Annotated in this window: 21 protein-coding genes and 1 other RNA gene; 10 read left to right on the top strand and 12 right to left on the bottom strand. The window is 60.1% G+C overall.

The features are described from left to right. Window positions 1-84 precede the first annotated feature (84 nt). An RNA gene (gene rprA, locus GKN89_RS00385) (antisense sRNA RprA) lies at window positions 85-196 on the top strand. A gap of 109 nt (window positions 197-305) precedes the next feature. On the opposite strand, the gene ppsA is transcribed toward rprA, so the two are convergent. Then, window positions 306-2,684 carry a phosphoenolpyruvate synthase gene (gene ppsA, locus GKN89_RS00380; protein ID WP_063919355.1) on the bottom strand — a complete coding sequence of 793 codons (2,379 nt, stop codon included), beginning with the start codon at window positions 2,682-2,684 and terminating at the stop codon, window positions 306-308. A gap of 457 nt (window positions 2,685-3,141) precedes the next feature. On the opposite strand from ppsA, the gene GKN89_RS00375 reads away from it, so the two are divergent. The 9 genes from GKN89_RS00375 (at window position 3,142) to GKN89_RS00335 (ending at window position 12,040) form a co-directional block, all read left to right on the top strand. Continuing rightward, entirely contained in the window at window positions 3,142-4,002 is an 861-nt protein-coding gene (locus GKN89_RS00375; protein WP_049239973.1) for a pyruvate, water dikinase regulatory protein, read from the top strand. Between the two features lie 197 nt (window positions 4,003-4,199). Next, entirely contained in the window at window positions 4,200-5,246 is a 1,047-nt protein-coding gene (locus GKN89_RS00370; RefSeq protein ID WP_004931381.1) for a 3-deoxy-7-phosphoheptulonate synthase, read from the top strand. Window positions 5,247-5,351: 105 nt separating this feature from the next. Then, window positions 5,352-5,837, top strand: coding sequence for a glutathione peroxidase (locus GKN89_RS00365; protein WP_019456010.1), 486 nt, complete (start codon window positions 5,352-5,354; stop codon window positions 5,835-5,837). A 171-nt stretch (window positions 5,838-6,008) separates the two neighbouring features. Then, window positions 6,009-6,191, top strand: coding sequence for a hemin uptake protein HemP (gene hemP / locus GKN89_RS00360; RefSeq protein WP_154746131.1), 183 nt, complete (start codon window positions 6,009-6,011; stop codon window positions 6,189-6,191). A 94-nt stretch (window positions 6,192-6,285) separates the two neighbouring features. Further along, window positions 6,286-8,328: a TonB-dependent hemoglobin/transferrin/lactoferrin family receptor gene (locus GKN89_RS00355; protein ID WP_154746130.1), complete on the top strand. Its 2,043-nt coding sequence runs from the start codon at window positions 6,286-6,288 to the stop codon at window positions 8,326-8,328. 65 nt (window positions 8,329-8,393) lie between these two features. Then, the gene (locus tag GKN89_RS00350; protein ID WP_154746129.1) at window positions 8,394-9,431 is read left to right on the top strand and encodes a hemin-degrading factor; all 1,038 of its coding nucleotides are present in this window, start codon (window positions 8,394-8,396) and stop codon (window positions 9,429-9,431) included. Next, the gene (locus GKN89_RS00345; RefSeq protein ID WP_154746128.1) at window positions 9,428-10,258 is read left to right on the top strand and encodes a hemin ABC transporter substrate-binding protein; all 831 of its coding nucleotides are present in this window, start codon (window positions 9,428-9,430) and stop codon (window positions 10,256-10,258) included. The genes GKN89_RS00350 and GKN89_RS00345 overlap by 4 nt, the downstream gene beginning before the upstream one ends. Beyond that, window positions 10,258-11,262, top strand: coding sequence for an iron ABC transporter permease (locus GKN89_RS00340; protein ID WP_016927948.1), 1,005 nt, complete (start codon window positions 10,258-10,260; stop codon window positions 11,260-11,262). The genes GKN89_RS00345 and GKN89_RS00340 overlap by 1 nt, the downstream gene beginning before the upstream one ends. Beyond that, window positions 11,255-12,040 (top strand): heme ABC transporter ATP-binding protein, encoded by a 786-nt coding sequence (locus tag GKN89_RS00335; protein ID WP_370520132.1) that lies wholly within the window; start codon window positions 11,255-11,257, stop codon window positions 12,038-12,040. Before GKN89_RS00340 ends, GKN89_RS00335 begins: the two co-directional genes overlap by 8 nt. A 35-nt stretch (window positions 12,041-12,075) precedes the next feature. Here GKN89_RS00335 and GKN89_RS00330 read toward each other — a convergent pair whose 3' ends face one another. The 11 genes from GKN89_RS00330 to arnB all read right to left on the bottom strand — a co-directional run bounded on the left by GKN89_RS00330 (window position 12,076) and on the right by arnB (window position 24,123). After that, window positions 12,076-13,518 (bottom strand): protein adenylyltransferase SelO, encoded by a 1,443-nt coding sequence (locus GKN89_RS00330; protein WP_154746127.1) that lies wholly within the window; start codon window positions 13,516-13,518, stop codon window positions 12,076-12,078. Window positions 13,519-13,769: 251 nt separating this feature from the next. After that, complete coding sequence (locus GKN89_RS00325; RefSeq protein WP_063919349.1) at window positions 13,770-14,501, bottom strand: EAL domain-containing protein; 732 nt, start codon at window positions 14,499-14,501, stop codon at window positions 13,770-13,772. 514 nt (window positions 14,502-15,015) lie between these two features. Continuing rightward, window positions 15,016-16,029 carry a lipoate--protein ligase A gene (locus tag GKN89_RS00320; RefSeq protein ID WP_154746126.1) on the bottom strand — a complete coding sequence of 338 codons (1,014 nt, stop codon included), beginning with the start codon at window positions 16,027-16,029 and terminating at the stop codon, window positions 15,016-15,018. A 59-nt stretch (window positions 16,030-16,088) separates the two neighbouring features. Beyond that, window positions 16,089-16,553: an NlpC/P60 family protein gene (locus tag GKN89_RS00315; protein ID WP_016927954.1), complete on the bottom strand. Its 465-nt coding sequence runs from the start codon at window positions 16,551-16,553 to the stop codon at window positions 16,089-16,091. Window positions 16,554-16,726: 173 nt separating this feature from the next. Beyond that, the gene (gene arnF / locus GKN89_RS00310) at window positions 16,727-17,119 is read right to left on the bottom strand and encodes a 4-amino-4-deoxy-L-arabinose-phosphoundecaprenol flippase subunit ArnF (RefSeq protein ID WP_019456018.1); all 393 of its coding nucleotides are present in this window, start codon (window positions 17,117-17,119) and stop codon (window positions 16,727-16,729) included. Further along, window positions 17,116-17,460, bottom strand: coding sequence for a 4-amino-4-deoxy-L-arabinose-phosphoundecaprenol flippase subunit ArnE (gene arnE, locus GKN89_RS00305; RefSeq protein WP_154746125.1), 345 nt, complete (start codon window positions 17,458-17,460; stop codon window positions 17,116-17,118). Before arnE ends, arnF begins: the two co-directional genes overlap by 4 nt. Continuing rightward, window positions 17,457-19,121, bottom strand: coding sequence for a lipid IV(A) 4-amino-4-deoxy-L-arabinosyltransferase (arnT, locus tag GKN89_RS00300; RefSeq protein ID WP_154746124.1), 1,665 nt, complete (start codon window positions 19,119-19,121; stop codon window positions 17,457-17,459). Before arnT ends, arnE begins: the two co-directional genes overlap by 4 nt. After that, window positions 19,118-20,023: a 4-deoxy-4-formamido-L-arabinose-phosphoundecaprenol deformylase gene (gene arnD / locus GKN89_RS00295; RefSeq protein ID WP_074054376.1), complete on the bottom strand. Its 906-nt coding sequence runs from the start codon at window positions 20,021-20,023 to the stop codon at window positions 19,118-19,120. Before arnD ends, arnT begins: the two co-directional genes overlap by 4 nt. After that, window positions 20,020-22,002 (bottom strand): bifunctional UDP-4-amino-4-deoxy-L-arabinose formyltransferase/UDP-glucuronic acid oxidase ArnA, encoded by a 1,983-nt coding sequence (gene arnA, locus GKN89_RS00290; RefSeq protein WP_063919614.1) that lies wholly within the window; start codon window positions 22,000-22,002, stop codon window positions 20,020-20,022. Before arnA ends, arnD begins: the two co-directional genes overlap by 4 nt. Next, window positions 22,002-22,982: an undecaprenyl-phosphate 4-deoxy-4-formamido-L-arabinose transferase gene (gene arnC, locus GKN89_RS00285; protein WP_019456023.1), complete on the bottom strand. Its 981-nt coding sequence runs from the start codon at window positions 22,980-22,982 to the stop codon at window positions 22,002-22,004. The genes arnA and arnC overlap by 1 nt, the downstream gene beginning before the upstream one ends. After that, the gene (gene arnB / locus GKN89_RS00280) at window positions 22,969-24,123 is read right to left on the bottom strand and encodes a UDP-4-amino-4-deoxy-L-arabinose aminotransferase (RefSeq protein WP_063919346.1); all 1,155 of its coding nucleotides are present in this window, start codon (window positions 24,121-24,123) and stop codon (window positions 22,969-22,971) included. The genes arnC and arnB overlap by 14 nt, the downstream gene beginning before the upstream one ends. Window positions 24,124-24,214: the final 91 nt, after the last annotated feature.

The raw sequence follows: 24,214 nt of genomic DNA, 5'->3' as shown, positions 1-24,214 counted from the left end.
GCCCGCAAATAAAATGTGATGCCGCTATTGATTAGGATGATTCTTAATGACTAGTGGCGTTCAAAAATTTAGTATTATGGCCATCTATTGCTTCAAATTACTGATTTTAAAGCAACCTTTCTGAACAATGTAATGCCATACATGTGAATTGCTGTGTGTAGTCTTTGCCCATCTCCTACGGTGGGCTTTTTTTTATTCTTTTTTCGCCAAGTTGATTATTTTACGCGCCGTTATTTACATTCAGAAATAAAAAGGCCGCAGCGTAAACTGCGGCCTGGCGTTTATGCCTTAGCGGTGCCGAGGCATTATTTCTTTTTCGACAAATTGATCCAGGTCTGCACCACGGTGTCCGGATTGAGCGACAGGCTGTCGATGCCCTGCTCCATCAGCCACTCGGCGAAGTCTTCGTGGTCGGAAGGCCCCTGGCCGCAGATGCCGACGTATTTGCCGTGGCGCTTGGCCGCCTGAATCGCCATCGACAGCAGCGCTTTCACCGCCTCGTTGCGTTCGTCGAACAGCTCCGACACCACGCCCGAGTCGCGATCCAGCCCCAGCGCCAGCTGTGTCATGTCGTTGGAACCGATGGAGAAGCCGTCGAAGTGCTCCAGGAACTGATCCGCCAACAGCGCATTGGACGGGATCTCGCACATCATGATCACTTTCAGCCCGTTTTCGCCGCGCTTCAGCCCCTGACGCGCCAGTTCGGCCACCACCGCTTCCGCCTGCGCCACGGTACGCACGAACGGCACCATGATTTCGACGTTGGTCAGCCCCATTTCGTTACGCACGCGTTTCACCGCCTCGCACTCCAGCGCGAAACAATCGCGGAAGCTGTCGGCCACGTAGCGGCCGGCGCCGCGGAAGCCCAGCATCGGGTTCTCTTCGTGCGGTTCATACTTGTCGCCGCCCACCAGGTTGGCGTACTCGTTGGATTTAAAGTCGGACAGGCGCACGATCACGCGCTTCGGCCAGAAAGCGGCGCCCAGCGTCGCGATGCCTTCAGTCAGACGGCCGACGTAGAACTCGACCGGATGATCGTAACCCTGCATCAACGCGCGGATCTCGTTTTGCAGCGCCGGCGTTTGCTGATCGAACTCCAGCAACGCGCGCGGGTGCACGCCGATCATGCGGTTGATGATAAATTCCAGCCGCGCCAGGCCCACGCCTTCGTTCGGCAGGCGCGCGAAGTCGAAGGCGCGATCCGGGTTGCCGACGTTCATCATGATCTTCAGCGGCAGCTCAGGCAGTTCGGTCACTTCGGAGCTCTGCACGCTGAAGTCCAGCATATCGCTGTAAACGAAGCCGGTGTCGCCTTCCGCGCAGGAAACGGTAACTTTCTGGCCGTCTTTCAGCACGTCGGTGGCGTGGCCGCAGCCCACCACCGCCGGAATGCCCAGCTCGCGCGCGATGATCGCTGCGTGACAGGTGCGCCCGCCGCGGTTGGTGACGATCGCGGCGGCCTTCTTCATGATCGGTTCCCAATCCGGGTCGGTCATGTCGGTCACCAGCACATCGCCCGGCTGGATACGATCCATTTCGCTGATGTCGTGGATCACTTTCACCGGGCCGGCGCCGATACGGTGGCCGATGGCGCGGCCTTCCACCAGCACCGGGCTGGAGCCGTTCAGCTGGTAACGTTCCATGGTCTGCTCGTTGGAGCGTACGGTTTCCGGGCGCGCCTGCACGATCAGCAGCTTGCCGGTATGGCCGTCTTTCGCCCACTCGATATCCATCGGGCGGCCGTAATGTTTTTCGATCAGGATCGCCTGCTGCGCCAGCGCCTGCACCTCGTCATCCGTCAGCGAGAAACGGCTGCGCTGCGCTTCCGGCACGTCTTCGATGCGCACCTGCTTACCGTGATCCTGCGACGGCGCGTACACCATGCGGATCTTTTTCGAGCCCAGGTTGCGGCGCACGATCGCCGGCTTGCCGTTCTGCAGCGTCGGTTTGTGCACGTAGAACTCATCCGGGTTCACCGCGCCCTGCACCACCATCTCACCGAGACCGAAAGCGGAGGTGATGAACACCACCTGATCAAAGCCGGACTCGGTGTCGATGGTGAACATCACGCCCGAGGAGGCCAGATCGGAACGCACCATGCGCTGCACACCTGCCGACAGCGCCACGCCGCGGTGGTCATAGCCCTGGTGTACGCGATAAGAGATGGCGCGGTCGTTGAACAGCGACGCGAACACGTGCTTGATCGCCACCATCACGGCGTCGATGCCCTGCACGTTGAGGAAGGTTTCCTGCTGGCCGGCAAAGGACGCGTCCGGCATATCTTCCGCCGTGGCGGAGGAGCGCACGGCAAAAGAGGCTTCAGGCTCGCCGTCGGCGAGCTGTTGGTAAGCCTGATGAATTTCACGCTCGAACTCGGCGTGGAACGGCGTGTCGATCACCCATTGGCGGATCTGGGCGCCGGCCTTGGCCAGCTGTGCAACGTCGTCAACGTCAGTCTGATCCAGTAACTGATAGATGCGCTGGTTAACACCGCTTTGTTCGAGAAAATCGTTAAACGCCTGCGCGGTGGTGGCAAAACCGTTTGGCACGGCCACGCCCAAATCGGAAAGATTGGTGATCATTTCACCGAGGGAGGCGTTTTTGCCGCCGACACGGTCAACGTCGTGCATGCCAAGCTGGTTGTACCAAAGCACATTACGCAAGTCTGGGCCATTGTTGGACATCGAGACAATCCTTATTGCTATCAGTAGGGTAAAGACGGATTTAATTCGCTTGCTTTACGGCGCCGCTAACACGGAGCCGAATCAGACTAGCACACTGATCTGGGGAAAATGGAAAGGTGAATCGATCAACCCACTGAAGAAAGTGGTTTTTAAGAGAATGTCCTAACCGGCTGATTTGGCTGGGAACCGTTCCCAATCGCACGAAAAGCTTAGTTCTCAACAAATTACGCTCTTTTTAAACTTCTGTTTTAATGACCGCGCAAACGCTACCGTTTTTGTTGAAAATAGCGGCAAATTTGCGTTTCAGATGCAAAGCGTCGTTGCACCGCGATTTTTACCGCCGCCAGGGCGCGCTTTTTTCACCTGCCGCCGAAAGGCGGTTTACCGCCCTGCCGTCACAATTTTTTCCCTCGCCCCTTTACCGACGGATCCTCTGCGGCCCATGATATTGGCAGTGATGACAGCAGGAACACCGTTTTCAGGTAAGGAGCCTCGGGTGGAAAGAAGCGTTTTTTATATTTCTGATGGTACGGCGATCACCGCCGAAGTGCTGGGACACGCGGTGCTGTCGCAGTTTCCGGTCACGGCGACCACGTACACCCTGCCGTTTGTCGAAACCGAGGCGCGCGCTCGCGCAGTTCGCCAGCAAATCGATGATATCTATAATGAAACTGGCGTGCGTCCGCTGGTGTTTTACTCCATCATCTCGCCGGAAGTGCGCGACGTGATCGTTCAGAGCCAGGGCTTCTGTCAGGATATCGTGCAGGCGCTGGTCGGCCCGCTGCAGGGTGAACTGGAGGTTGAGCCGACGCCGGTGCCGAACCGCACCCATGGCCTGACCGCCAGCAACCTCGGCAAGTACGACGCGCGCATTGCCGCCATCGACTATACCCTGGCACATGACGACGGCATTTCGCTGCGCAACCTCGATCAGGCGCAGGTGATCCTGCTGGGCGTGTCGCGCTGCGGCAAAACCCCCACCAGCCTCTATCTGGCGATGCAGTTCGGCATCCGCGCCGCTAACTACCCGTTTATCGCCGACGATATGGACAATTTGCACCTGCCGGCCTCGCTGAAACCGTTTCAGCATAAATTATTCGGCCTGACCATCGATCCGGAGCGCCTGGCGGCGATCCGCGAAGAACGGCGTGAAAACAGCCGCTACGCTTCATTGCGCCAGTGCCGCATGGAGATCGCCGAGGTCGAGGCGCTGTTCCGCAAAAACCAGATCCGCTACCTCAATACCACCAACTATTCGGTCGAAGAGATCTCCACCAAAATCCTCGATATCCTCGGCATGAGCCGCCGCATGTTCTGATCTTTCCCTCGCGGGGCCGTCGCGCCCCGCCGCCTGCCGTTTATTTCAGCAGCAGCTGATTTTTTTGTGCTTTTTTTCGCGGCTTTGATCAACAGAACGCAATCTCTACGGTTGAATTCAGCGCTTTTTACGTTATTGTGATCGCCATCACTTCCCGGCACTCCTGCCGCAGAGAAGAACAGTTTCCAGGGAACAACATGCACAAAACAGATGAACTGCGGACCGCGCGCATCGACAGCCTCGTCACGCCGCAAGCGTTGGCAGACAAGCTGCCGATCTCGGCGGCCGTCGCCGATAACGTGACAGCGTCACGCAAACGCATTGAAAAAATCCTCACCGGCGAAGATCGCCGCCTGCTGGTGGTGATCGGCCCCTGCTCCATTCACGATCTCGACGCCGCCGTCGATTATGCCGGCCGGTTGAACGCCCTGCGCGAACGTTACCAGGACCGCCTAGAGATCGTGATGCGCACCTATTTCGAAAAACCGCGCACCGTCGTTGGCTGGAAAGGCCTGATCTCCGATCCGGCGCTGGACGGCACTTTCCAGGTGAACCGCGGCATCGAAATGGCGCGCCGCCTGCTGCTGGAAGTGAACCAGCTCGGCCTGCCGACCGCCACCGAATTCCTGGACATGGTGGTCGGCCAATATATCGCCGACCTGATCAGCTGGGGCGCCATCGGCGCGCGCACCACCGAAAGCCAGATCCACCGTGAAATGGCCTCGGCGCTCTCCTGCCCGGTCGGCTTCAAAAACGGTACCGACGGCAACACCCGCATCGCCATCGACGCCATTCGCGCGGCGCGCGCCGGGCACATGTTCCTGTCGCCGGACAAACATGGTCAGATGACCATCTACCAGACCAGCGGCAACCCGTACGGCCATATCATCATGCGCGGCGGCAAGACGCCGAACTACCACGCCAGCGATATCGCCGCTGCCTGCGACAGCCTGCGCGAGTTCGATCTGCCGGAGCACCTGGTGATCGACTTCAGCCACGGCAACTGTCAGAAAATGCATCGCCGCCAGTTGGAAGTGGCTGACAACGTCTGCCAGCAGATCCGCGCCGGCTCTGCCGCCATCACCGGCGTGATGGCCGAAAGCTTCCTGGTGGAAGGCACGCAGAAAATCGTCGCCGGCCAGCCGTTGACCTATGGCCAGTCGATCACCGATCCTTGCCTGAGCTGGTCCGACAGCGAACAGCTGTTGGCGATGCTGGCGGATGCGGTCGATAGCCGTTTCTAACGCCGCACAGGCCGGGGCCTTGCCCCGGCTTTATTCATCCCGACCTGCTCATCTATACTGATTGCAACGCTTTAGCACCCGCCGAAATGCACTGGGAGCCCCGGCATGATTCACTCTCTGTTATCCATTCCCTGCGTCACGCTGCAGGGCGAGCAAAAAACGCTGGGCGATTTCCCGGCGCGCGCTTACCTGGTGGTCAACACCGCCAGCAAGTGCGGCTTCACCCCGCAATACCGCGGGCTGGAAAATCTGTGGCAATACTATCGCGAGCGCGGGTTGATGGTGCTCGGCTTCCCCTGCAACCAGTTTGGTTCTCAGGAACCCGGCAGCCCGCTGGAGATCGCCAACTTTTGCAGCCTCAACTACGGCGTCAGCTTTCCGCTGTTCAGCAAGATAGAGGTCAACGGCCCCGGCGCGCACCCGCTGTTCAATGAGCTGAAACGCCTGGCGCCCGGCATTCTCGGCAGTCGCCGCATCAAGTGGAACTTCACCAAATTCCTGCTGACCGCCGACGGCCAGCGCGTCACGCGTTTTGCGCCGATCACCAAACCCGAGCGTCTATTCGACCGTATCGAAACCCTGCTGAAATAATCCTCTTTTTTTGCGGGCCGAACGCGCTCGGCCCGCCGCCAGATGCCCATACGGCAAAAAGGTTCCATCGGTAAGAAAATTTTCCTTGATGTAACCTTTCCTTCACATGATAATGATTCTCAGTTTGATATTAATTACCATTTAATGGCCTGTTTTATAAGCACAATGATGATGGATACAGCCAACACGCCTTCCCCCGCCGCCGCGGCCCCGAACGAGCACAGCGCAAACGCGCCGCCCAGCTACGACAGCGCACAGCTGCTCGGCGCCGACGGCATCGCGTTCATTACCCATCAGGGCCAGCGCTATCAACTGCGGCAGACTAAAGCCGGGAAATTGATCCTGACCAAATAACCACAGAATCCTCAAACGCCAGCCACCCCGATCTTTTGATCCAGGCAGCCAGCAAATCTATTGATATGTTTTATTACATACGGAGAGTTGCACCATGCCTCTGACATTTTCCACCCGGCTGCGTTTTTCCGCTTTGAGTCTGGCGATTGCCTGCGCTCTGCCTACGGTGGCCTTGGCACAAAACACCAGCACAACATCTTCCTCCAACGCGGCGCCGGCGAAAAAAGCCAAAGCCGCCGACGAGACCATGACCGTGGTCGCCACCGGCAACCAACGCAGCAGCTTTGAAGCGCCGATGATGGTCACGGTGATCGAAGGCAATTCGCCGGAAAGCCAGACCGCCACCTCCGCCGCCGATATGCTGCGGCGCGTGCCGGGCATCACCGTCAACGGCACCGGGCGCAGCAACGGCCAGGATGTGACGATGCGCGGCTATGGCAAGAACGGCGTGCTGACGCTGGTCGACGGCATTCGCCAGGGGACCGATACCGGCCACATCGGCGGCACCTTCCTCGATCCGGCGCTGGTGAAGCGCATTGAAATCGTGCGCGGCCCCTCTGCGTTGCTGTACGGCAGCGGCGCACTGGGTGGCGTCATCGCCTACGAGACCGTCGATGCCGCCGATCTGCTGCTGCCGGGCCACGATACCGGGTTCCGCGTCTACGGCACCGCCGGCACCGGCGATCACAGTCTGGGCATGGGCGCCAGCGCCTACGGCAAGACCGATAACCTCGACGGCCTGCTGTCGTTCGGCACCCGCGACGTCGGCAATCTGCGCCAGGGTAACGGTTTTGACGCCCCTAACGATGAAACCATCAGTAACGTGCTGGCCAAAGGCACCTGGAAGATCGACGACAACCAGTCGCTGAGCGGCGATCTGCGTTATTACAACAACGACGCCCAAGAGCCGAAAAACCCGCAAACGCCGGGCAGCTCTAGCGGCAACCCGATGACTAACCGTTCCACCATCCAGCGCGACGCCGCTCTGAGCTATAAGCTCAAGCCGGTCGGCCAGGATTGGCTGGACGCCACCGCCAGACTGTACACCTCGGAAGTCAAAATCAACGCGCACAACGCCGGCGCGACCGACGAATTCCGCAAGCAGACCACCAACGGCGGCAAGCTGGAAAACCGCACGCGCCTGTTCGCCGACAGTTTCGCGTCGCACCTGTTGACCTACGGCTCCGAGGTTTATCAACAGAAACAGCAGCCGGGCGGCGCTACCACCAGCTTCCCGCAGGCCAAGATCAACTTCGCCTCCGGTTGGCTGCAGGATGAAATTACGCTGCGCGACATTCCGGTCACCGTGCTGGCCGGCACTCGCTATGACGATTATAAGGGCAGCAGCCAGGGCCATGATGACGTCAAGGCCGACAAATGGTCTTCCCGTGGCGCGCTGAGCTACTCGCCGACTGACTGGCTGATGCTGTTCGGCTCCTATTCCCAGGCCTTCCGCGCCCCAACCATGGGCGAGATGTACAACGATTCGCGCCACTTCCCCGGCAACTATTGGGTGCCTAACCCGAATCTGCGGCCGGAAACCACCAGCACCACCGAAGCCGGTTTCGGCCTGCGCTTCGACGATCTGCTGATGGCGGATGACAGCCTGCAATTCAAGGCCAGCTATTTCGACACCGACGCCAAGGACTACATCAGCCTGTACGTCACCCGCACGCAAACCGCTTCAACCAATATCTCCCGCGCCAAGATCTGGGGTTGGGACACCTCGCTTAACTACCAGACCCAGTGGTTTAACTGGGATCTGGCCTACAACCGTACGCGCGGTAAGGACAAGTCACGCAATGGCGAGCTGAACGCGAAAAGCGGCGATTGGCTGGCCGACATCAGCCCGGACACCGTCACCAGCTCGCTGGACGTGCCGTTGGGCGAAACCGGCCTGTCCGCCGGTTGGGTCGCCACCTTCGCCGAACGCGCCACCCGCGTACAAGCCGGGTCTCCAGAACAAGGCGGTTACGGCGTCAACGACTTCTATCTGAGCTACAAGGGCCGCGACCGCCTGCAGGGCGTCACCACCACCGTGGTGCTGGGCAACGCCTTCGACAAAGAATATTACTCGCCGCAGGGCGTCCCGCAGGATGGCCGCAACGCCAAACTGCTGGTCAGCTACCAGTGGTGATCATTTGACTATCTGGCGGACACCGACGTGTCCGCCGTTCGCATCACAGCGCAGGAGAATCCCGCATGAGCAACACCCTGTACGAACGCTACCAACAGGCTAAAATCGACCATCCCGGCAAATACGCTCGCGATCTGGCGGCGCTGCTCGGCGTCAGCGAAGCGGAGCTGACGCACGCTCGCGTCGGCCACGACGCCCGCCGCCTGCAGGCCGACGCTCGCACCCTGCTCACCCAACTCGAGCAGGTGGGCGTCACCAAGTCCATCACTCGCAACAGCTATGCGGTGCATGAGCAGATGGGCCGCTACCGCAATCAGCACCTCAACGGCCACGCCGGGCTGATCCTCAACCCGCGCGAGCTGGATCTGCGTCTGTTCCTCAACCACTGGACCAGCGTCTTCGCCATGAGCGAAACCAACAAGCGCGGCGTGCGCCACAGCATCCAGTTCTTCGATCAACAGGGCGATGCGCTGCACAAGGTCTACACCACCGAGGAAACCGATCTGCCGGCCTGGATGGCGCTGGTGGAACGCCACCTGAGCGATGAAAACCCGGCGCTGGCGCTGCAGCCCGCCGAGGCGAGCACCGCAGATGAAACGACGCAGGATCATGCCAAAATCGACGGTGAATGGCGCGCAATGACCGACGTTCACCAGTTTTTCCAGCTGCTCAGCCGCAACAAGCTGACGCGCCAGCAGGCATTCCGCGCCGTCGGCGACGATCTGGCCTATCAGGTGGACAACAGCGCGCTGTCGCAGCTGCTGGAAGCGGCGCAGCAACTGCAAAATGAGATCATGATCTTCGTCGGCAACCGCGGCTGCGTACAGATCTTCACCGGCCAGATCGAACGTCTGATGCCGCAGGAAGGTTGGATCAACGTGTTCAACCGCCGCTTCACGCTGCACCTGATCGAAGACGCCATCGCCGAAAGCTGGATCACTCGCAAACCCACCAAGGACGGCATCGTCACCAGCCTGGAGCTGTTCGCCGCAGACGGCACGCAGATTGCGCAGCTGTACGGCCAACGCACCGAAGGCCAGCCGGAACAAACCCAGTGGCGCGAGCAGGTCGCCGCGCTTGCTCCCAAGGACATCGCCGCATGAAATCATCCTTGATCCGCCGCCTGGCGCTGATGATGACGCTGACGCTGCCGCTCACTGCGGCAGCGGCGCAGCGCATCGTCTCGATCGGCGGCGACGTGACGGAAATCGCCTTCGCGCTCGGCGCCGGCGACGAAGTGATCGCCCGCGACAGCACCAGCCTGAATCCGGAAGCGGTGAAAAAGCTGCCTGACGTCGGCTATATGCGCCAGCTGAACGCCGAAGGCATTCTGGCGCTGAAGCCGACGCTGGTGTTGACGACCGAGCTGGCGCAGCCGGCGCTGGTGCTCAAACAGCTGGCGGACAGCGGCGTCAACGTGGTCAGCGTGCCGGGCGACACCACCCTGCAGGCGGTGCCGCAGAAAATCGCCGCTATCGCCGCCGCACTGCAGCGCGTTGAGCAAGGCAAGCGGCTGAGCCAGCGCTATCAACAACAGCTGGCGGCGGTCGATACCACCCCGCTGCCGGTGAAGGTGTTGTTCGTGATGAGCCACGGCGGCATCACGCCAATGGCCGCCGGGCAGCATACCGCCGCCGACGCGGTGATCGCCGCCGCGGGATTGAAAAACGCCATGCAGGGCTTTGACCGCTACCGTCCGCTGTCGCAGGAAGGCGTGATCGCCAGCGCGCCGGACCTGCTGCTGGTCACTACCGACGGCGTGCGCACCCTCGGCGGTGAGCAGCAGCTGTGGACGCTGCCGGGCCTGGCGCTGACGCCGGCGGGCAAACAGCGGCGCGTGCTGATCGTCGATGACATGGCGCTGCTGGGCTTCGGCCTGGAAACGCCGGCGGCGTTGGCCAAACTGCGTCACGCGGCGGAGCAAAAGTAATGCGCTGTCGCACCTCGCCGCAGTTGGCCATTATCGGCCTGCTGGTGCTGTTGACGCTGCTGGCGCTGGTCGCCGCCAATCTCGGCGCGCTGACGCTGTCGTTTCGCACTCTGTGGCGCGAACCGTTCAGCGATGCCGCCTGGCACATCTGGCTGAATATCCGCCTGCCGCGCGTGTTGCTGGCGGTGGTGATCGGCTGCGCGTTGGCGGTGTCCGGCGCGGTGATGCAGGGGCTGTTCCGCAACCCGCTGGCGGATCCGAGCCTGCTGGGCATCAGCAGCGGCGGCGCGCTGTTTGTCGCGCTGTTCATCGTGATGCCGCTGGCGCTGCCGGTGACGATCGCGCTGTACGGCCACATGCTGGCGGCGTTCCTCGGCAGCCTGCTGGTGTCGTTGTTGATCTACGGCATCAGCCGCAGCGGGCACGGCAATCTGTCGCGCCTGCTGCTGGCGGGCATCGCCATCAACGCCCTGTGCATGGCAGCCATCGGCGTGCTTTCTTACGTCAGTAGCGATCAACAGCTGCGCCAATTCTCGCTGTGGATGATGGGCAGCCTCAGCCAGTCGCAATGGCCGACGCTGGCCGTTTCCGCCTCGCTGATCCTGCCCACGGCGCTGCTGACGCTGCTGCAGGCGCGTCGGTTGAACCTGCTGCAGCTGGGAGACGAAGAGGCCCACTACCTTGGGGTGAACGTCCAGCGCGCCAAGCTGCAGCTGCTGCTGTTGAGCGCGCTGCTGATCGGCGCGGCGGTGGCGATGAGCGGCGTGATCGGCTTCGTCGGTCTGGTGGTGCCGCATCTGGTGCGCATGCGCCTCGGCGGCGATCACCGCTGGCTGCTGCCCTGCTCCGCGCTGGGCGGCGCCTGCCTGCTGTTGGTCAGCGACACGCTGGCGCGCACGCTGGTGGCGCCGGCCGAAATGCCGGTGGGGCTGATGACCAGCCTGATCGGCGGTCCTTACTTCTTGTGGCTGGTGATGCGCCAGCGGGAGCGAACCGGTGGATAACGCCGCCTGCCTGACGGCCCGGGAGCTGCGCTACAGCCTCGGCGCGCGCCGCTTGATCAACGACGTTTCGCTGAGCCTCGCCAGCGGTGAGATGGTGGCGATTATCGGCCCTAACGGCGCCGGCAAATCGACGCTGCTGCGCTTGCTGACCGGCTATCTGACGCCGGACTGCGGCGAATGCCGGCTGCTTGACCGCCCGCTGGAACACTGGGCGCCGCAGCAATTGGCCAAAGTCCGGGCCGTGATGCGCCAGTACAGCGATCTGGCGTTTCCCTTCAGCGTGGAAGAAGTGGTCAGCATGGGGCGGGCGCCGCACGGTAAACGCGACCAGCATCAGGCGATCCAACAGGTGATGGAACAAACGGACTGCCTGGCGCTGGCGCAGCGCGACTACCGTCAGCTTTCCGGCGGCGAACAGCAGCGGGTACAGCTGGCGCGGGTGTTGGCGCAGCTGTGGCAACCGCAGCCGTCACCCGCCTGGCTGTTTCTCGACGAGCCAACCTCGGCGCTGGATCTGTACCACCAGCAGCACACCCTACGCTTGCTGCGCTCGCTGACGCGCCAGCAGCCGCTGGGCGTCTGCTGCGTGCTGCACGATCTCAATCTGGCCGCGCTGTACGCCGATCGCATTCTGCTGTTGCATCAGGGCCGCCTGGTGGCAAGCGGCACGCCGCAGGAGGTGCTGCAGGCAGACATTCTCACCCGCTGGTATCAGGCCGATCTCGGCGTGGTGCATCATCCCGAAGCGCCGCTGCCGCAGGTCTATCTGCGGCAATAAAAATTCAAGGGCGCCATTAGGCGCCCTTTTTCATCTCAGCTGGAGCAGGAAATCTCCAGATGCTTGCCCCAATCCGGCGGCAGCGCAGCGAGATCGTCATACTCCGGCGCCTCGTCGAACGGCCGCAGCAAGGCCTGATGCAAGCGCTGCAAACGGCCCGCGTCGTCTTTCTCGGCATCCTCAATCGCCTGCTGCGCCAGATAGTTGCGCAGAATCAAACGCGGGTTCACCGCCTTCATCGCCCGTTGCCGCTCCGCATCGCTCACCTGCTCCTGCTGCAGGCGCTGGCGATACTGCTGATACCAGGCGTCGAACGCCGCACGGTCGATAAACTCGTCGCGCAGCGGCGACTGCGCCTGCTGCTGCTCGGTGTCGCTCAACAGGCGGAACGTGCGGGTATAGTCCCGTCCTTCCTGCGCCATCAGGCTCAACAGGCCGGTAAGCACGTCGTTATCCTGCGCCGTCGGCGTGAAGAAGCCGAGTTTGGCGCGCATCTGTTCGCCATAGGAGCGCATCAGCGCCGGTTCATACACCGCCAGCGCCTGCTGCAGCTGTTCGGTGCTCATCAACCCCGACAGGGTTTGCGCCAGGCGATGCAGGTTCCACAGCGCCACCGCCGGTTGATTGTCGAAAGCGTAGCGCCCCTGATGGTCGGAATGGTTACAGATATAGCCGGGCTGGTAGTCATCGAGGAAGCCGTAGGGGCCGTAATCGATGGTGATGCCAAGAATCGACATGTTGTCGGTGTTCATCACGCCATGAGCGAAGCCGACGGTTTGCCAATGGGCGATCAGGCGCGCCGTGCGTTCGACCACGTCGGTAAACCACAACAGATAGCGATCGGCCTGATCCTGCAGCTGCGGCCAGTGACGAGCGATGACGAAATCCGCCAGCTGCCGCACCTGCTCCGGCTGTTTGCGGTAGTAAAAGTGTTCGAAGTGGCCGAAGCGCACATGGCTTTCCGCTACCCGCAGCAGCATCGCGCCGCGTTCCGGCTGCTCGCGGAACACCGGTTGGCCGCTGGTGACGATCGTCAACGCCCGGGTGGTGGGGATCCCCAGATGATGCAGCGCCTCGGAGGCCAGAAACTCGCGGATAACCGAGCGCAGCACCGCGCGCCCATCCCCCATGCGCGAATACGGCGTCAGCCCGGCGCCCTTCAGGTGCCAGTCGCGGTGGCTGCCGTCCGCCAGGCGCTGTTCGCCAAGCAAAATGCCGCGACCATCGCCCAGTTGCCCGGCCCAGACGCCGAACTGGTGGCCGCTGTACACCTGCGCCAGCGGCTGCATGCCCGGCAGCAGCGTTTCCCCCGCCCAAATCGGGGTTTTATCCTGAGTAAACCAGCTTTCATCCAGCCCCAGCTCGCGCGCCAGCGGCTCGCTATGGTACAGCAGGCGCGCATCCTTGAGCGGCGTCGGGTTCAGGGCGGTGTAAAAACCGGGTAACTGTTGGTAATAAGCGTTATCGAACTGCGGCATAGGCCCTCCGTTTCAGCGTAGTGTAGAGCCTGAACGGGCGGATTAACACCGAAGGAATGCAGGGAGAACGCATCCGCCTGTCGCCAGGACGGATGCGAGGGGGTGCGCTTCCCCCAACGGAGGAAGCGCGGTTTAACGCCGGCTGACAAACGCGGTTATCAGCAAAAAAACGATGGTGAATAACGGCGACGGAGTCAGGATAAACATCCCGCCATTATTTACCCATTGTGTGTAGTTTTTTATATCACTTCTTAATTATTGAATTCGCTGGGCATCGCCAGCAAAGATTGCAGATTATCCACACCAACGCTGGGCCATAAAAAACCTTGCAGGCCTAAAACACCGGCGTATCTGAGTTTATTAAAGTACTCTTTTTTCTCTATTCCTCCGACGATCACGCCTTTACACAACAGATTGATATTCTTTAACAACGAGTCGATGACGACGTCATACCCCTGATGGGTAAACAGCTGCCAATAAAAACGCTTATCAATCTTAACGTAGTCAAACAAGCCATCGTACAACGCGGTCAACGTTGCTTTGCCGGAACCAAAATCATCGAGCCACAGCGTAAACATTTCGCTTAATCGCTGCACGCTCGGGTTGTTCTTCCCGGCCGAAAGATTCGGAAAACTCTCACTCATTTCAAATGCAATAAAAGGGTATTGCCTGATCCATTGGCACAGCGCCGGATCGGAAAGAATAAGCTCGACGATGGTTTCTTCGATATTGATGGTCAATTGCACGCTGTTACCGGTAAACCAGGCAGCATGCCGTTCCGCCAGTTTCAATTGCTCATTAAATAACTCAATCCTTTGTTCAGGGGCCAATAAATTAATCCCAATTTCGGCCGGCATGGCTAAATCACCGTCTAGACTGTTGAAACGGCTCAACATTTCCACCGCCAACAGGCTACCCTCCATTGAGTAAACAGGTTGAAAAACATAGCTACTAATAAAGTCAGCTTCGAGTTGGATGTTCATTTTTATGCCACAGGATGAATGGCTAGCGTATCATCGTATATCAATATATTTTATCGATCAATCCTTCTGGGATTAATCGGAAATATCAATGCAAATGCCCATGAAATATCATTTAATTGATAGATTAAAGCTATACGACAATCGTCAATGGCGCAAAGAAAAGCAGCCTGACTTATGCCTGTTTTCTCGGCCCGCGCGTTGAACGAAAAGATATTTGGCTTAAGTAGAATGGATAACGGCAGGAATTTGACTTATCTCCTTTGTTTTAATTAAGAAAAATCTTAAATAAAGTAAAATAATCTTTCACCCGTAACGCCGATTTTTCCTGCCGTTAACGATGACTGATTAAATTTAATAACACATCAATTCCACCTGTTATTCGTCGCATTGAAAACGTAAAAAAGTGCCCACCTTGATTTTTAGAAAATCTACGCTACGCCCTGGCACATCGCCGGATTCAGGGATAAAAAAAGGGATGAGCACGCTCATCCCTTCATCCTCGCCAGCCTGCCGGTCAGCGGATTGTTTCGCTCAGCCATTGCCGCAGCTCGCTCAATTCGGCCGCCTGTTGCGGATAGTCCGCCATCAGACGATCACAGCACGCGGAAACCGGCTCGCTGCGGTATGCGCAGCCCACCAGCGCCTCCGCCAGCCGCTGCAGCGGAGCAGGATTCAAGCTGTCGGTGAACAGCTGCGCGCGGACAATGACCCCCTTCTCCACATCGAAGAACAGGTCCACGCCGCCCCAGACGAAGCGTTCGTTCAGCAGGTGACTGAATGCCGGCGCTTTGCCAAAATTCCATTCCCAGCTGCTCTGTTTGGCGAACTGCGCGGCAAAATCGGGCAGATCGGGCAGCGCATCCGGCGAAATGATCTCCGGTTCGGCCGTTTCGCCATAGTGGGCGAAGAAGGCCTGCGCGATCGCCTCGCACACCTGCTCATGGCTGATGCCCGGCAAAAACTCCGCCAGATTGGCGACGCGCGAACGCACCGAGGCGATGCCCTTGGCCTGCAGCTTTTTGGGATCCGGATTCAGATAGTCCGCCAGCCGCTCCAGATCGGCGTTCAGCAGCAGCGTGCCGTGATGGAAACCGCGATCCTGCGTTTCGCGATAGGCCGAACCGGAGATTTTACGCGGCCCGTCGGCGGTTTCCATTACCAGGTCGTTACGGCCCGAGGCGTCGGCGGTAACCCCCAACTGCCGCAACGCTTGCAGAATGATGTTGGTCGAGACGCTTTTGTCGTAACCCGGCTTGCCGGCCATAAAGGTAAAGCAGGTGTTGCCCAGGTCATGAAATACCGCCCCGCCGCCGCTGCTGCGCCGCGCCAGCCGAATGCCGTCCTGCTCCATGCGTCGGGTGTTGCACTCTTTCCAGGGATTCTGCGACTGGCCAATCACCACCGTTTCGGCGTTGCGCCACAGGAAGAGGATTTTTTGCGTGGTCATTTCGCGGAAGATGCACTCTTCCACCGCCAGGTTGAACCAGGGATCGTAGGAGTCGGAGATCAGTAAACGCAGGCTGTTCATGGCAGGCACCGTTCAAAACACGTGATGCCGCCATGATACACCAAATCAACAGGTTAAGGCTAAATGCGTCGCGCCTGCCAGTACACCCGCTTCCAGTAGACGTTATCGAGCGAGGAACGGATCACCCCGCGGCTGGTCGAAGCGTGGATAAATTGGTCGTTGGTATCGTAGATGCCGACGTGCAGGCCGTTCTCGCCACCGCCGGTCTTGAAAAACACCAGATCGCCCGGCATCAGCTCATCGCGCGAGACTTTGGTGCCCAGCGAGGTTTGCTCTTCGGTCGAACGGGGCAGCTGCATGTCGAAACGATCGCGGAACGTGCGGTAAACGAAGCCGGAACAATCCACGCCGCCGCGATCCAGACCGCCATAGCGGTAAGGTGTGCCGTACCACTGGCGCAGCTGCTCATTGAGCTGGGCCACCACCACGATCGAATCCGCCAGGCGGCCGCTGGGCGGCGGCGCATGGCTGCTGCAACCGGCGAGAATCAAACTGGCTAATAAAAACCACACACGCATCCGCATAATATCCCTTCATTGAACACGCTGCCGCATTATGCCAATCGGCACACCACCACCGCCTGCGAGGCAAAGCCGGCATCACGTAAGGAGAGCGCTATTTGGCGTAATTTATCTCCCGCACGGGGAAAAAGGCAAGCGCCATGAGGGAGATAATAGCAGGATCGCCGGTTTTGACCCTATTCCGGCGATTTCGTCTCGGATTTGCTGTTAATCAGCCAGACGCCGAACAGAATAAACAGCGTGCCCAACGTTTTCAGCAGCGTAGCGGATTCGTTAAACCACGGCAGGATCACCGCCGCCAGATAGACCAGCGCGTAGCTGACGCTCAGCAGAGGATAAGCGCGGTTTAACGGCAGGTGGCGCAGCGCAAAGAACCAACACAGCATCGACAACGCATAACCGAAGATGCCGCCGCCCACTGCCAGCAACGGCAGCCAGTAGTCGCCGATCAACGCCAACGAGACGTCGGCGAACGACATCAGCGGGATTTGCACCATGCCCCACTTCATCAGCAACTGCGCCAGCGTCACCAGCAGCACGCTGGCAGCGCCCCAGGCATAGCCCCTCATGAATGCACGCTCATCAGCAGGATCCCCAACATAATCGACGCCACGCCGCACCAATGGCGCGGGGTCGTTGGCTCATGAAACAGCCAACGCGCCGCCAGCGTCACCATCACGAAATTCAGGCTCAGCATCGGGTAAGCCAGGCTAAGCGGCAGGCGTTGCAGCACATTGAGCCACACCGCCATGCCCAGCCCCAGCAACAACACCGCCAGCGCCAGCCAGCGCAGCGTCTGCTTCAGCCGCGCCTCGCCGGCCTGTTCCCAACAGTGCGCCGCCTGCTTCTGGCACAGCTGCCCACCACAGGTGAGCAGACTGACCACTACCACCAACAGAAAACCCATCATGGTTGCTGTTTATACCACATCAGCACCAGACGATTCATGCGATCCACCTTGTCTGCGGCAGGCAGTTCCTGCGGCAACGCTTCGCCGCGGGACAGCTGCAGCACCAGCGACACGTTCCCCTGCTTGCGCGCCAGCGCCAGCCACTGCGGGAAGTCGGCGTCGCTGATCAGGTGCCCCTTGGCGTCCGGATACTCCAGACCATAGGCCACCTCGCCTTTCTGGCTGTACATCAGCACGTCGCTGCGCTTCAGCTCCCATGCCAGGCCGGCCGCCACCCCGACGCTGTCGGTCAGCACATAACGGCTGTTGCCCAGCTCGGCCATCGTGGCGCGCGCGAAGTTCTGCGGCAGTTTGGAGTCGGTCACCTGCTGCGGAATCGCGTAACCGATCACCAGACACAACAGCACCGGGCAAGCCGCCGCCCAACGCCATTGGCGGCCGTTATCGCGTACGGAGACCAGCGCGAACAGCAGCCAGCCGCCGAAGGCGATCAGGCCGAGAACCACTTTTGGCCACTCCTGCGGGGTAAACAGATGCGCCTTCGGCAGCAAACCGGAGATCAACACCACCAGCGCCACGATGCCGATCAGCCCGAACAGGCCGTTCAGCCAGGCGTTGGCCTTAAACAGCTTGGTGCGCAGCGTAGCGGCGTAGTCTTCCGCATAGGCGGTCATCAGCAGCGCCAGCGGCGCCATGCACGGCAGAATGTAGGTCGGCAGCTTGCCTTTGGCGATGCTGAAGAAGATCAACGGCATCATCGCCCAGCTCAGCAGGAAGAACAGCTCCGGGCGCTGCACGCGCTCACGCCAGCCTTTGAGCAGCGCACCGGGCAGCAGCGCCAGCCACGGCAGCACCGCCGCCAGCAGGATCGGCAGGTAATACCAGAACGGCGCCTTGTGCTGAGCGTTATCTTCGGCGAAACGCTGAATGTGCTCGACCCAGAAGAAGTAATTCCAGAAATCGGGTTCACGCTGCGCGATCGCCAGCGCCCACGGCAGGCTGAGCAGCGTGGCGGTTACGATCGCCACCGGGCCGTAGAACAGCAGATCCTTGATGCGTCGTTGCTGAATGACGATCGGGATCACCGCGATCACCGGCACCGCCAGCGCCAGGAAGCCCTTGGTCATAAAGCCCATGCCGCAGGCCAGCCCCAGCAGCGCGTAAGCGCCCAGTTTGCCTTTGACCGAGGTGGCTTTCAGCGTCAGATAGTAGCTGACCATCGCCGCCGCCAACCACAGCGAAATCATCGGATCGAGCACGCTGTAGGTGCCGATGCTGAATACCAGCACCATCGACAGGAACATCAGCGTCGCCAGGCTGGCGCGGCGCGCATTGCGCCACATCAGCATCGCCAGCGCGAACACCAGCAATGCGGTCATGCCGGTGCTGAACACCGAGCCGAAGCGCACCGCAAAGTTGTTTTCGCCGAACAGCCATTGGCTGATGTTATTGAACCAGTAACCCGCTACCGGCTTTTCGAAATAACGCAGCCCCAGCAGATGCGGCACCACCCAATCGCCGCGCTGCAGCATCTCACGGCTGATCTCGGCATAACGCGTCTCGTCCGGCTGCCACAGCAGGCGACCGTTCAGCGGGATCAGGTAAACCAGAGCAAAAAAAACGGCCAGCACAATGGCCCAGGATCCTTTTAGCGCCTTCATGTAACGTCCTTCACATCGGTTTGACAGCCCAGCCAACCTTCGCGGCCGGGGAAAGGAGCGCGCTTGATGCGGCCCAACGGCAGTGACGCCAAATCTTGCGGCAACAGCGCGCTCAGCGGGCAGAATTCGATGCCCTGCTGCCGTGCGCGTTGCAATAACTGTTCGAACATCGCCGCTTGCGACATGCCTTCCACTTCGGTGTGAATGGTGTACACCGGTACGCCGCGATCGTTCTCGATGGCGCGCAGAATATAGTCGTTGAAGTCGGCCATGCTCACTTCGCTGCCGATCACCTCGTCGAAAGTCGGCAACGTCACCGGGATCTGCACCGTACCGTGACGCCCGTCGCTCAGCACCGGGCGGAACGGATGGGTGCCGCGGCAATCGCTGTTGTAATGGAAGCCGAAGCGCTGCTTGACCTCCAGCACGCGCGTATCGGCACGCCAGCCCGCCACGGCGGAGCATTTCACCGGCCGACCGGTGCAGGCGCTCAGAGCGTCGACGCCCAATTGCACCTGTTCGGTCAACTGCGCCTCGCTCCACTTGCCGACCTTGGCCTGCCAGCCCTGGTGATCCCAGGCGTGCAGCCCGACTTCATGACCGGCTTCGGCGGTGCGCTTCATCAGCGGCCCCAACGCGCGCGAAATATTGCGCCCCGGCCAGGCGGTGCCGGCCAGCAGAATGTCCAGGCCGTACAGCGAGGCGGCATTCGAACGCAGCATTTTCCACAGAAATTTCGGACGCAAAAGGCGCCAAAGATGGCGCCCCATGTTGTCCGGTCCCACGCTGAAGAAGAAGCTGGCCTGAATGTCGTACTTTTCGAACAGGTCCAGCAACTGCGGCACCCCTTCACGGGTGCCGCTGAAGGTATCTACATCAACCCGCAGACCGACTTTCTTCATGCACCGTTCCCTTCCTGAACGGTAGTGCGCAGGAAGTAGTCCAGCGTATCGGCGACGGTTTGCTTCATCTCGATGGTCGGCTGCCAGTCCAGCAGGCGGCGCGCGTTCTTGATGCTCGGCGTGCGGTGCTCGACGTCCTGGTAACCTTTACCGTAGTAGCTGCTGCTCTCCACATCCTTGAAGCCGGCAAACGGCGGGAAGCGGTCGCGCAGCGGGTGGTTGTTGAAGCTTTCCAACAGCATTTCCGCCAGCTCGCGAATGCTCGCTTCGTTGGTCGGGTTGCCGATGTTGACGATCTGGCCGTCGCACAGGCCGTCGCGGTTCTCGATGATGCGGAACAGCGCTTCGATGCCGTCGTTGATGTCGGTGAAGCAACGTTTCTGCGCGCCGCCGTCCATCAGTTTGATCGGCGAACCTTCCACCAGGTTGAGGATCAGCTGGGTGATGGCGCGGGAAGAACCGATGCGCGCGGCGTCCAGGTTATCCAGACGCGGCCCCATCCAGTTGAACGGACGGAACAGCGTGAACTTCAGGCCTTCTTTGGCGCCGTAGGCCCAGATCACCCGATCCAGCAGCTGTTTGGAAACCGAGTAGATCCAGCGCTGTTTGTTGATCGGCCCGACGATCAGACGCGAATGATCTTCATCGAACTCTTTGTCGTCGCACATGCCGTACACTTCGGAAGTGGACGGGAAGATGATGCGCTTGTTGTATTTCACACAGTCGCGAACGATCTTCAGGTTCTCTTCGAAGTCCAGCTCGAACACGCGCAGCGGGTTGCGGGTGTATTCGATCGGCGTCGCGATCGCCACCAGCGGCAGCACCACGTCGCATTTCTTGATGTGATACTCGATCCACTCGGAATGGATGCTGATGTCGCCTTCCACGAAGTGGAAACGCGGGTTGTCGAGGAAGCGGCTGATGGCATCAGAGCCGATATCCAGACCGTAGATGTCATAACGATCGTCGCGCAGCAGGCGCTCGGTCAGGTGGTTACCGATGAAACCGTTGACCCCGAGGATCAGCACGCGGGTGCGGCGCTTCATCACGGCATTCGGCTTGGCGGCCAGACGCACGTCGGTGACGATGCCCATTTCCTGCGCCAGGCGGCTGCCCTGCACATACAGGCCACTTTCGTTCTGACCGGCGACGATTTCCAGCGCGCCTTCGCCACAGGCGATGACCAGCGGCGCGGTGCTCAGCACGGTGCCCGGTTGCTTATCGTGTTGGGTATCCAGCACGCGAGAGCGCCAGACGATCAGCTTGCGCTGGCCGAGGTAGCTGAAGGCACCCGGGTACGGTTCGGTGACGGCGCGCACCAGGTTGTTGATCTCTTTGGCGGATTTGTGCCACAGGATCTCGCCGTCCGCCGCGGTGCGGCGACCGAAGTAGCTGGCCTGGGACTCATCCTGCTTGGTGAAGCTGGCGGTGCCGTTCTTCAGCTTCGGCAGCTGCTCTTTCAATACGGCCTGCGCGGCTTCCAGCACTTTTTTGTGCAGCGTCAACGCGGTGTCGTTGTCGGCGATGGTCACTTTCTGCTGACCAACGATGTCGCCGGCATCCGGGCGCTTCACCATCTTGTGCAGCGTGGCGCCGGTTTCGGTTTCGCCATTCACCAATGCCCAGTTCACCGGCGCGCGGCCACGGTAGCGCGGCAGCAGCGAACCGTGCAGGTTGAAACCGCCCAGCGGCGCCAGCGACAGGATCTCGTCGCTCAGCATGTGACGGTAATAGAACGAGAAGATCACGTCCGGCTGCAGTTCGCGAATGCGATCAACCCACAGCGGGTGGTTCACATCTTCCGGCGCGTAGACCGGCAGATCCAATTCGGCGCCCAAACGGGCCACGGAGGAGAAGAAGTTGTTCTCACCAGGGTCATCAGTGTGCGTGAACACGGCCTGCACGTCATAACCCGCCTCAGTCAGCGCTTTCAGACCTGCGCAGCCAATATCATGGTAAGCAAATACAATAGCTTTCATCATTCTTCTTCCTGAGTATTGTGGTCTTGCTGTACGCCGACCACTTTCTGAACAAAATAGCGAGGACGTGCGCGCACGTCGGTATAGATGCGGCCGATGTATTCACCCAGTAGCCCCATGCCAACAAACTGGGCGCCGATAAAGGTGAACAGGACGGCGAAGAGGGTGAACACGCCGCCGGCGGCCCATTCAGGACCCAGCAGCAGACGCAGCGCAATCAGCACCAGCGCCAGCACGAAACCGGACAGCGCCACGATGCTGCCGACCACGCTGAGCAAACGCAGCGGTGTGGTGGTCAGGCAGGTGATCAGGTCGTACATCAGGTTGATCAGCTTCATCAGGCTGTATTTGGAATCGCCAAACTCGCGCTCGGCGTGGCGCACTTCGATTTCGGTGGTGCGACGGGCGAAGGTGTTCGCCAGAATAGGGATGAAGGTGCTGCGTTCATGACAGTGCAGCATCGCCTCCACGATATGACGACGATAGGCGCGCAGCATGCAGCCGTAGTCCCCCATCGACTTGCCGGTGGCGCGTTGAATCATCATGTTGATCACCCGCGAGGCGCTTTTGCGGAACCAGGAGTCCTGACGGTTGGCGCGCACGGTGCCCACTACGTCATAGCCCTCTTCCGCCACGCTGACCAAGCGCGGGATCTCTTCCGGCGGGTTCTGCAGATCGGCGTCCAGCGTAATCACCAGATCGCCGGTCACCTGGTTGAAACCGGCCATAATGGCCGAGTGCTGGCCATAGTTGCGGTTCAGCAGGACGGCGATCACGTGGCTGTCCGGCTTTTCCGCCGCTGCGGTCAGCATGTCAGCGGAGTTGTCGCTGCTGCCATCGTCGACGAGGATGATTTCATAAGGCTGAGACAACTGCTTACAGGCGGCGGTAGTACGCTCCAGCAACGCCGGCAAACTTTCCTGCTCGTTGTATACCGGGATGACTATCGACACTTTTTTAATCGGTTCAACGCGAGACACGTAAAGACTCCACAACAGAAGACAAGGCATTGACCACGCGATCGACATCGGCGTCGGTCATATCAGGGAATAGCGGTAAGGTGCACAGCCGCGCCGAGTTCCATTCGGTGTTCGGCAAAGAAAGCTGCGGGTAACGCTCACGGTAGAATTTCTGGGTATGGGCGGCGCGGAAATGCAGCCCGGTACCGACGCCAACCTCTTTCAGGCGCTCCATCAGCTGGTCGCGATCGATGCCGCAACGTTCTGGATCGACGCGGACCATAAACAGGTGCCAGGCGTGTTCATGCGGGTAATCCGGCACGCCCAACGGTTGGAACGGCGAACCTTCCAGCGCCTTCAGGTAGCGCTGCGCCAGCGCTTTACGGCGCGCGTTCAGCTCAGCAAAGCGCGACAGTTGCACCACGGCGATCGCCGCGTGAATGTCGGACAGGTTGTATTTGTAACCCGGCTCCACCACTTCGGCCTGCGGTTTGCGGCCGAGCTGTTGGCGGTCGAAGGCATCGACGGCCAGACCGTGGAATTTCAGGCAACGCAGACGATCCGCCAGCGCATCGTCGTCGGTGGCGATCAGGCCGCCTTCGGCGCAGGTCACGTTTTTAATCGCGTGGAACGAGAAAATCGCCGTGCCGCGTGCGCCGACCCATTCGCCGTTGTAACGCGTACCGACCGCGTGAGCGGCGTCTTCGATCAACGGCAGACGGTGGCGTTCGGCCACGGCGCGCAGCGCGTCCATCTGCAGGGGAGCCCCAGCGTAATGCACCGGAACGATCGCTTTGGTTTTCGGGGTGATGGCGGCCTCGACATCGGCGGCGCTGACCATCAGCGTATCACGGTCAACGTCGATCATCACCGGCGTGGCGCCCAGCAGCTCGATCATGTTGAGGGTGGAAACCCAGGTTTGCGAGGGGGTGATGACTTCGTCGCCGGGACCGATGCCGAGCGCCATCAGCGTGATGTGCATGCCCGCGGTGGCGGAACTGACGGCGATGGCGTGCTTACAACCGAAGGTGGAACAGAAGTCGCTTTCCAATTGCTGGTTTTGCGGCCCGGTGGTGATCCAACCTGAACGCAACACTTTCTCTACCGCGGCGATTTCTTCATCGCCAATGGCCGGGCGAGAGAAAGGCAAAAATTGATCCATAGTTAACCCCAAACGTATCGAACTGCTTTTGATGACACTGTAAATCCCTTTCGTTTAACGAATATTAAACGCCAGAGAAGAATCGTTTCCG

Origin of the sequence: Serratia sp. YC16 (assembly GCF_009707615.1) — a bacterium.
In the GTDB taxonomy this organism is placed as follows: Bacteria; Pseudomonadota; Gammaproteobacteria; order Enterobacterales; family Enterobacteriaceae; genus Serratia; species Serratia surfactantfaciens.
The sequence above is the reverse complement of the archived record's forward strand: the minus strand, read 5'-3'. Positions and strand labels throughout refer to the sequence as shown.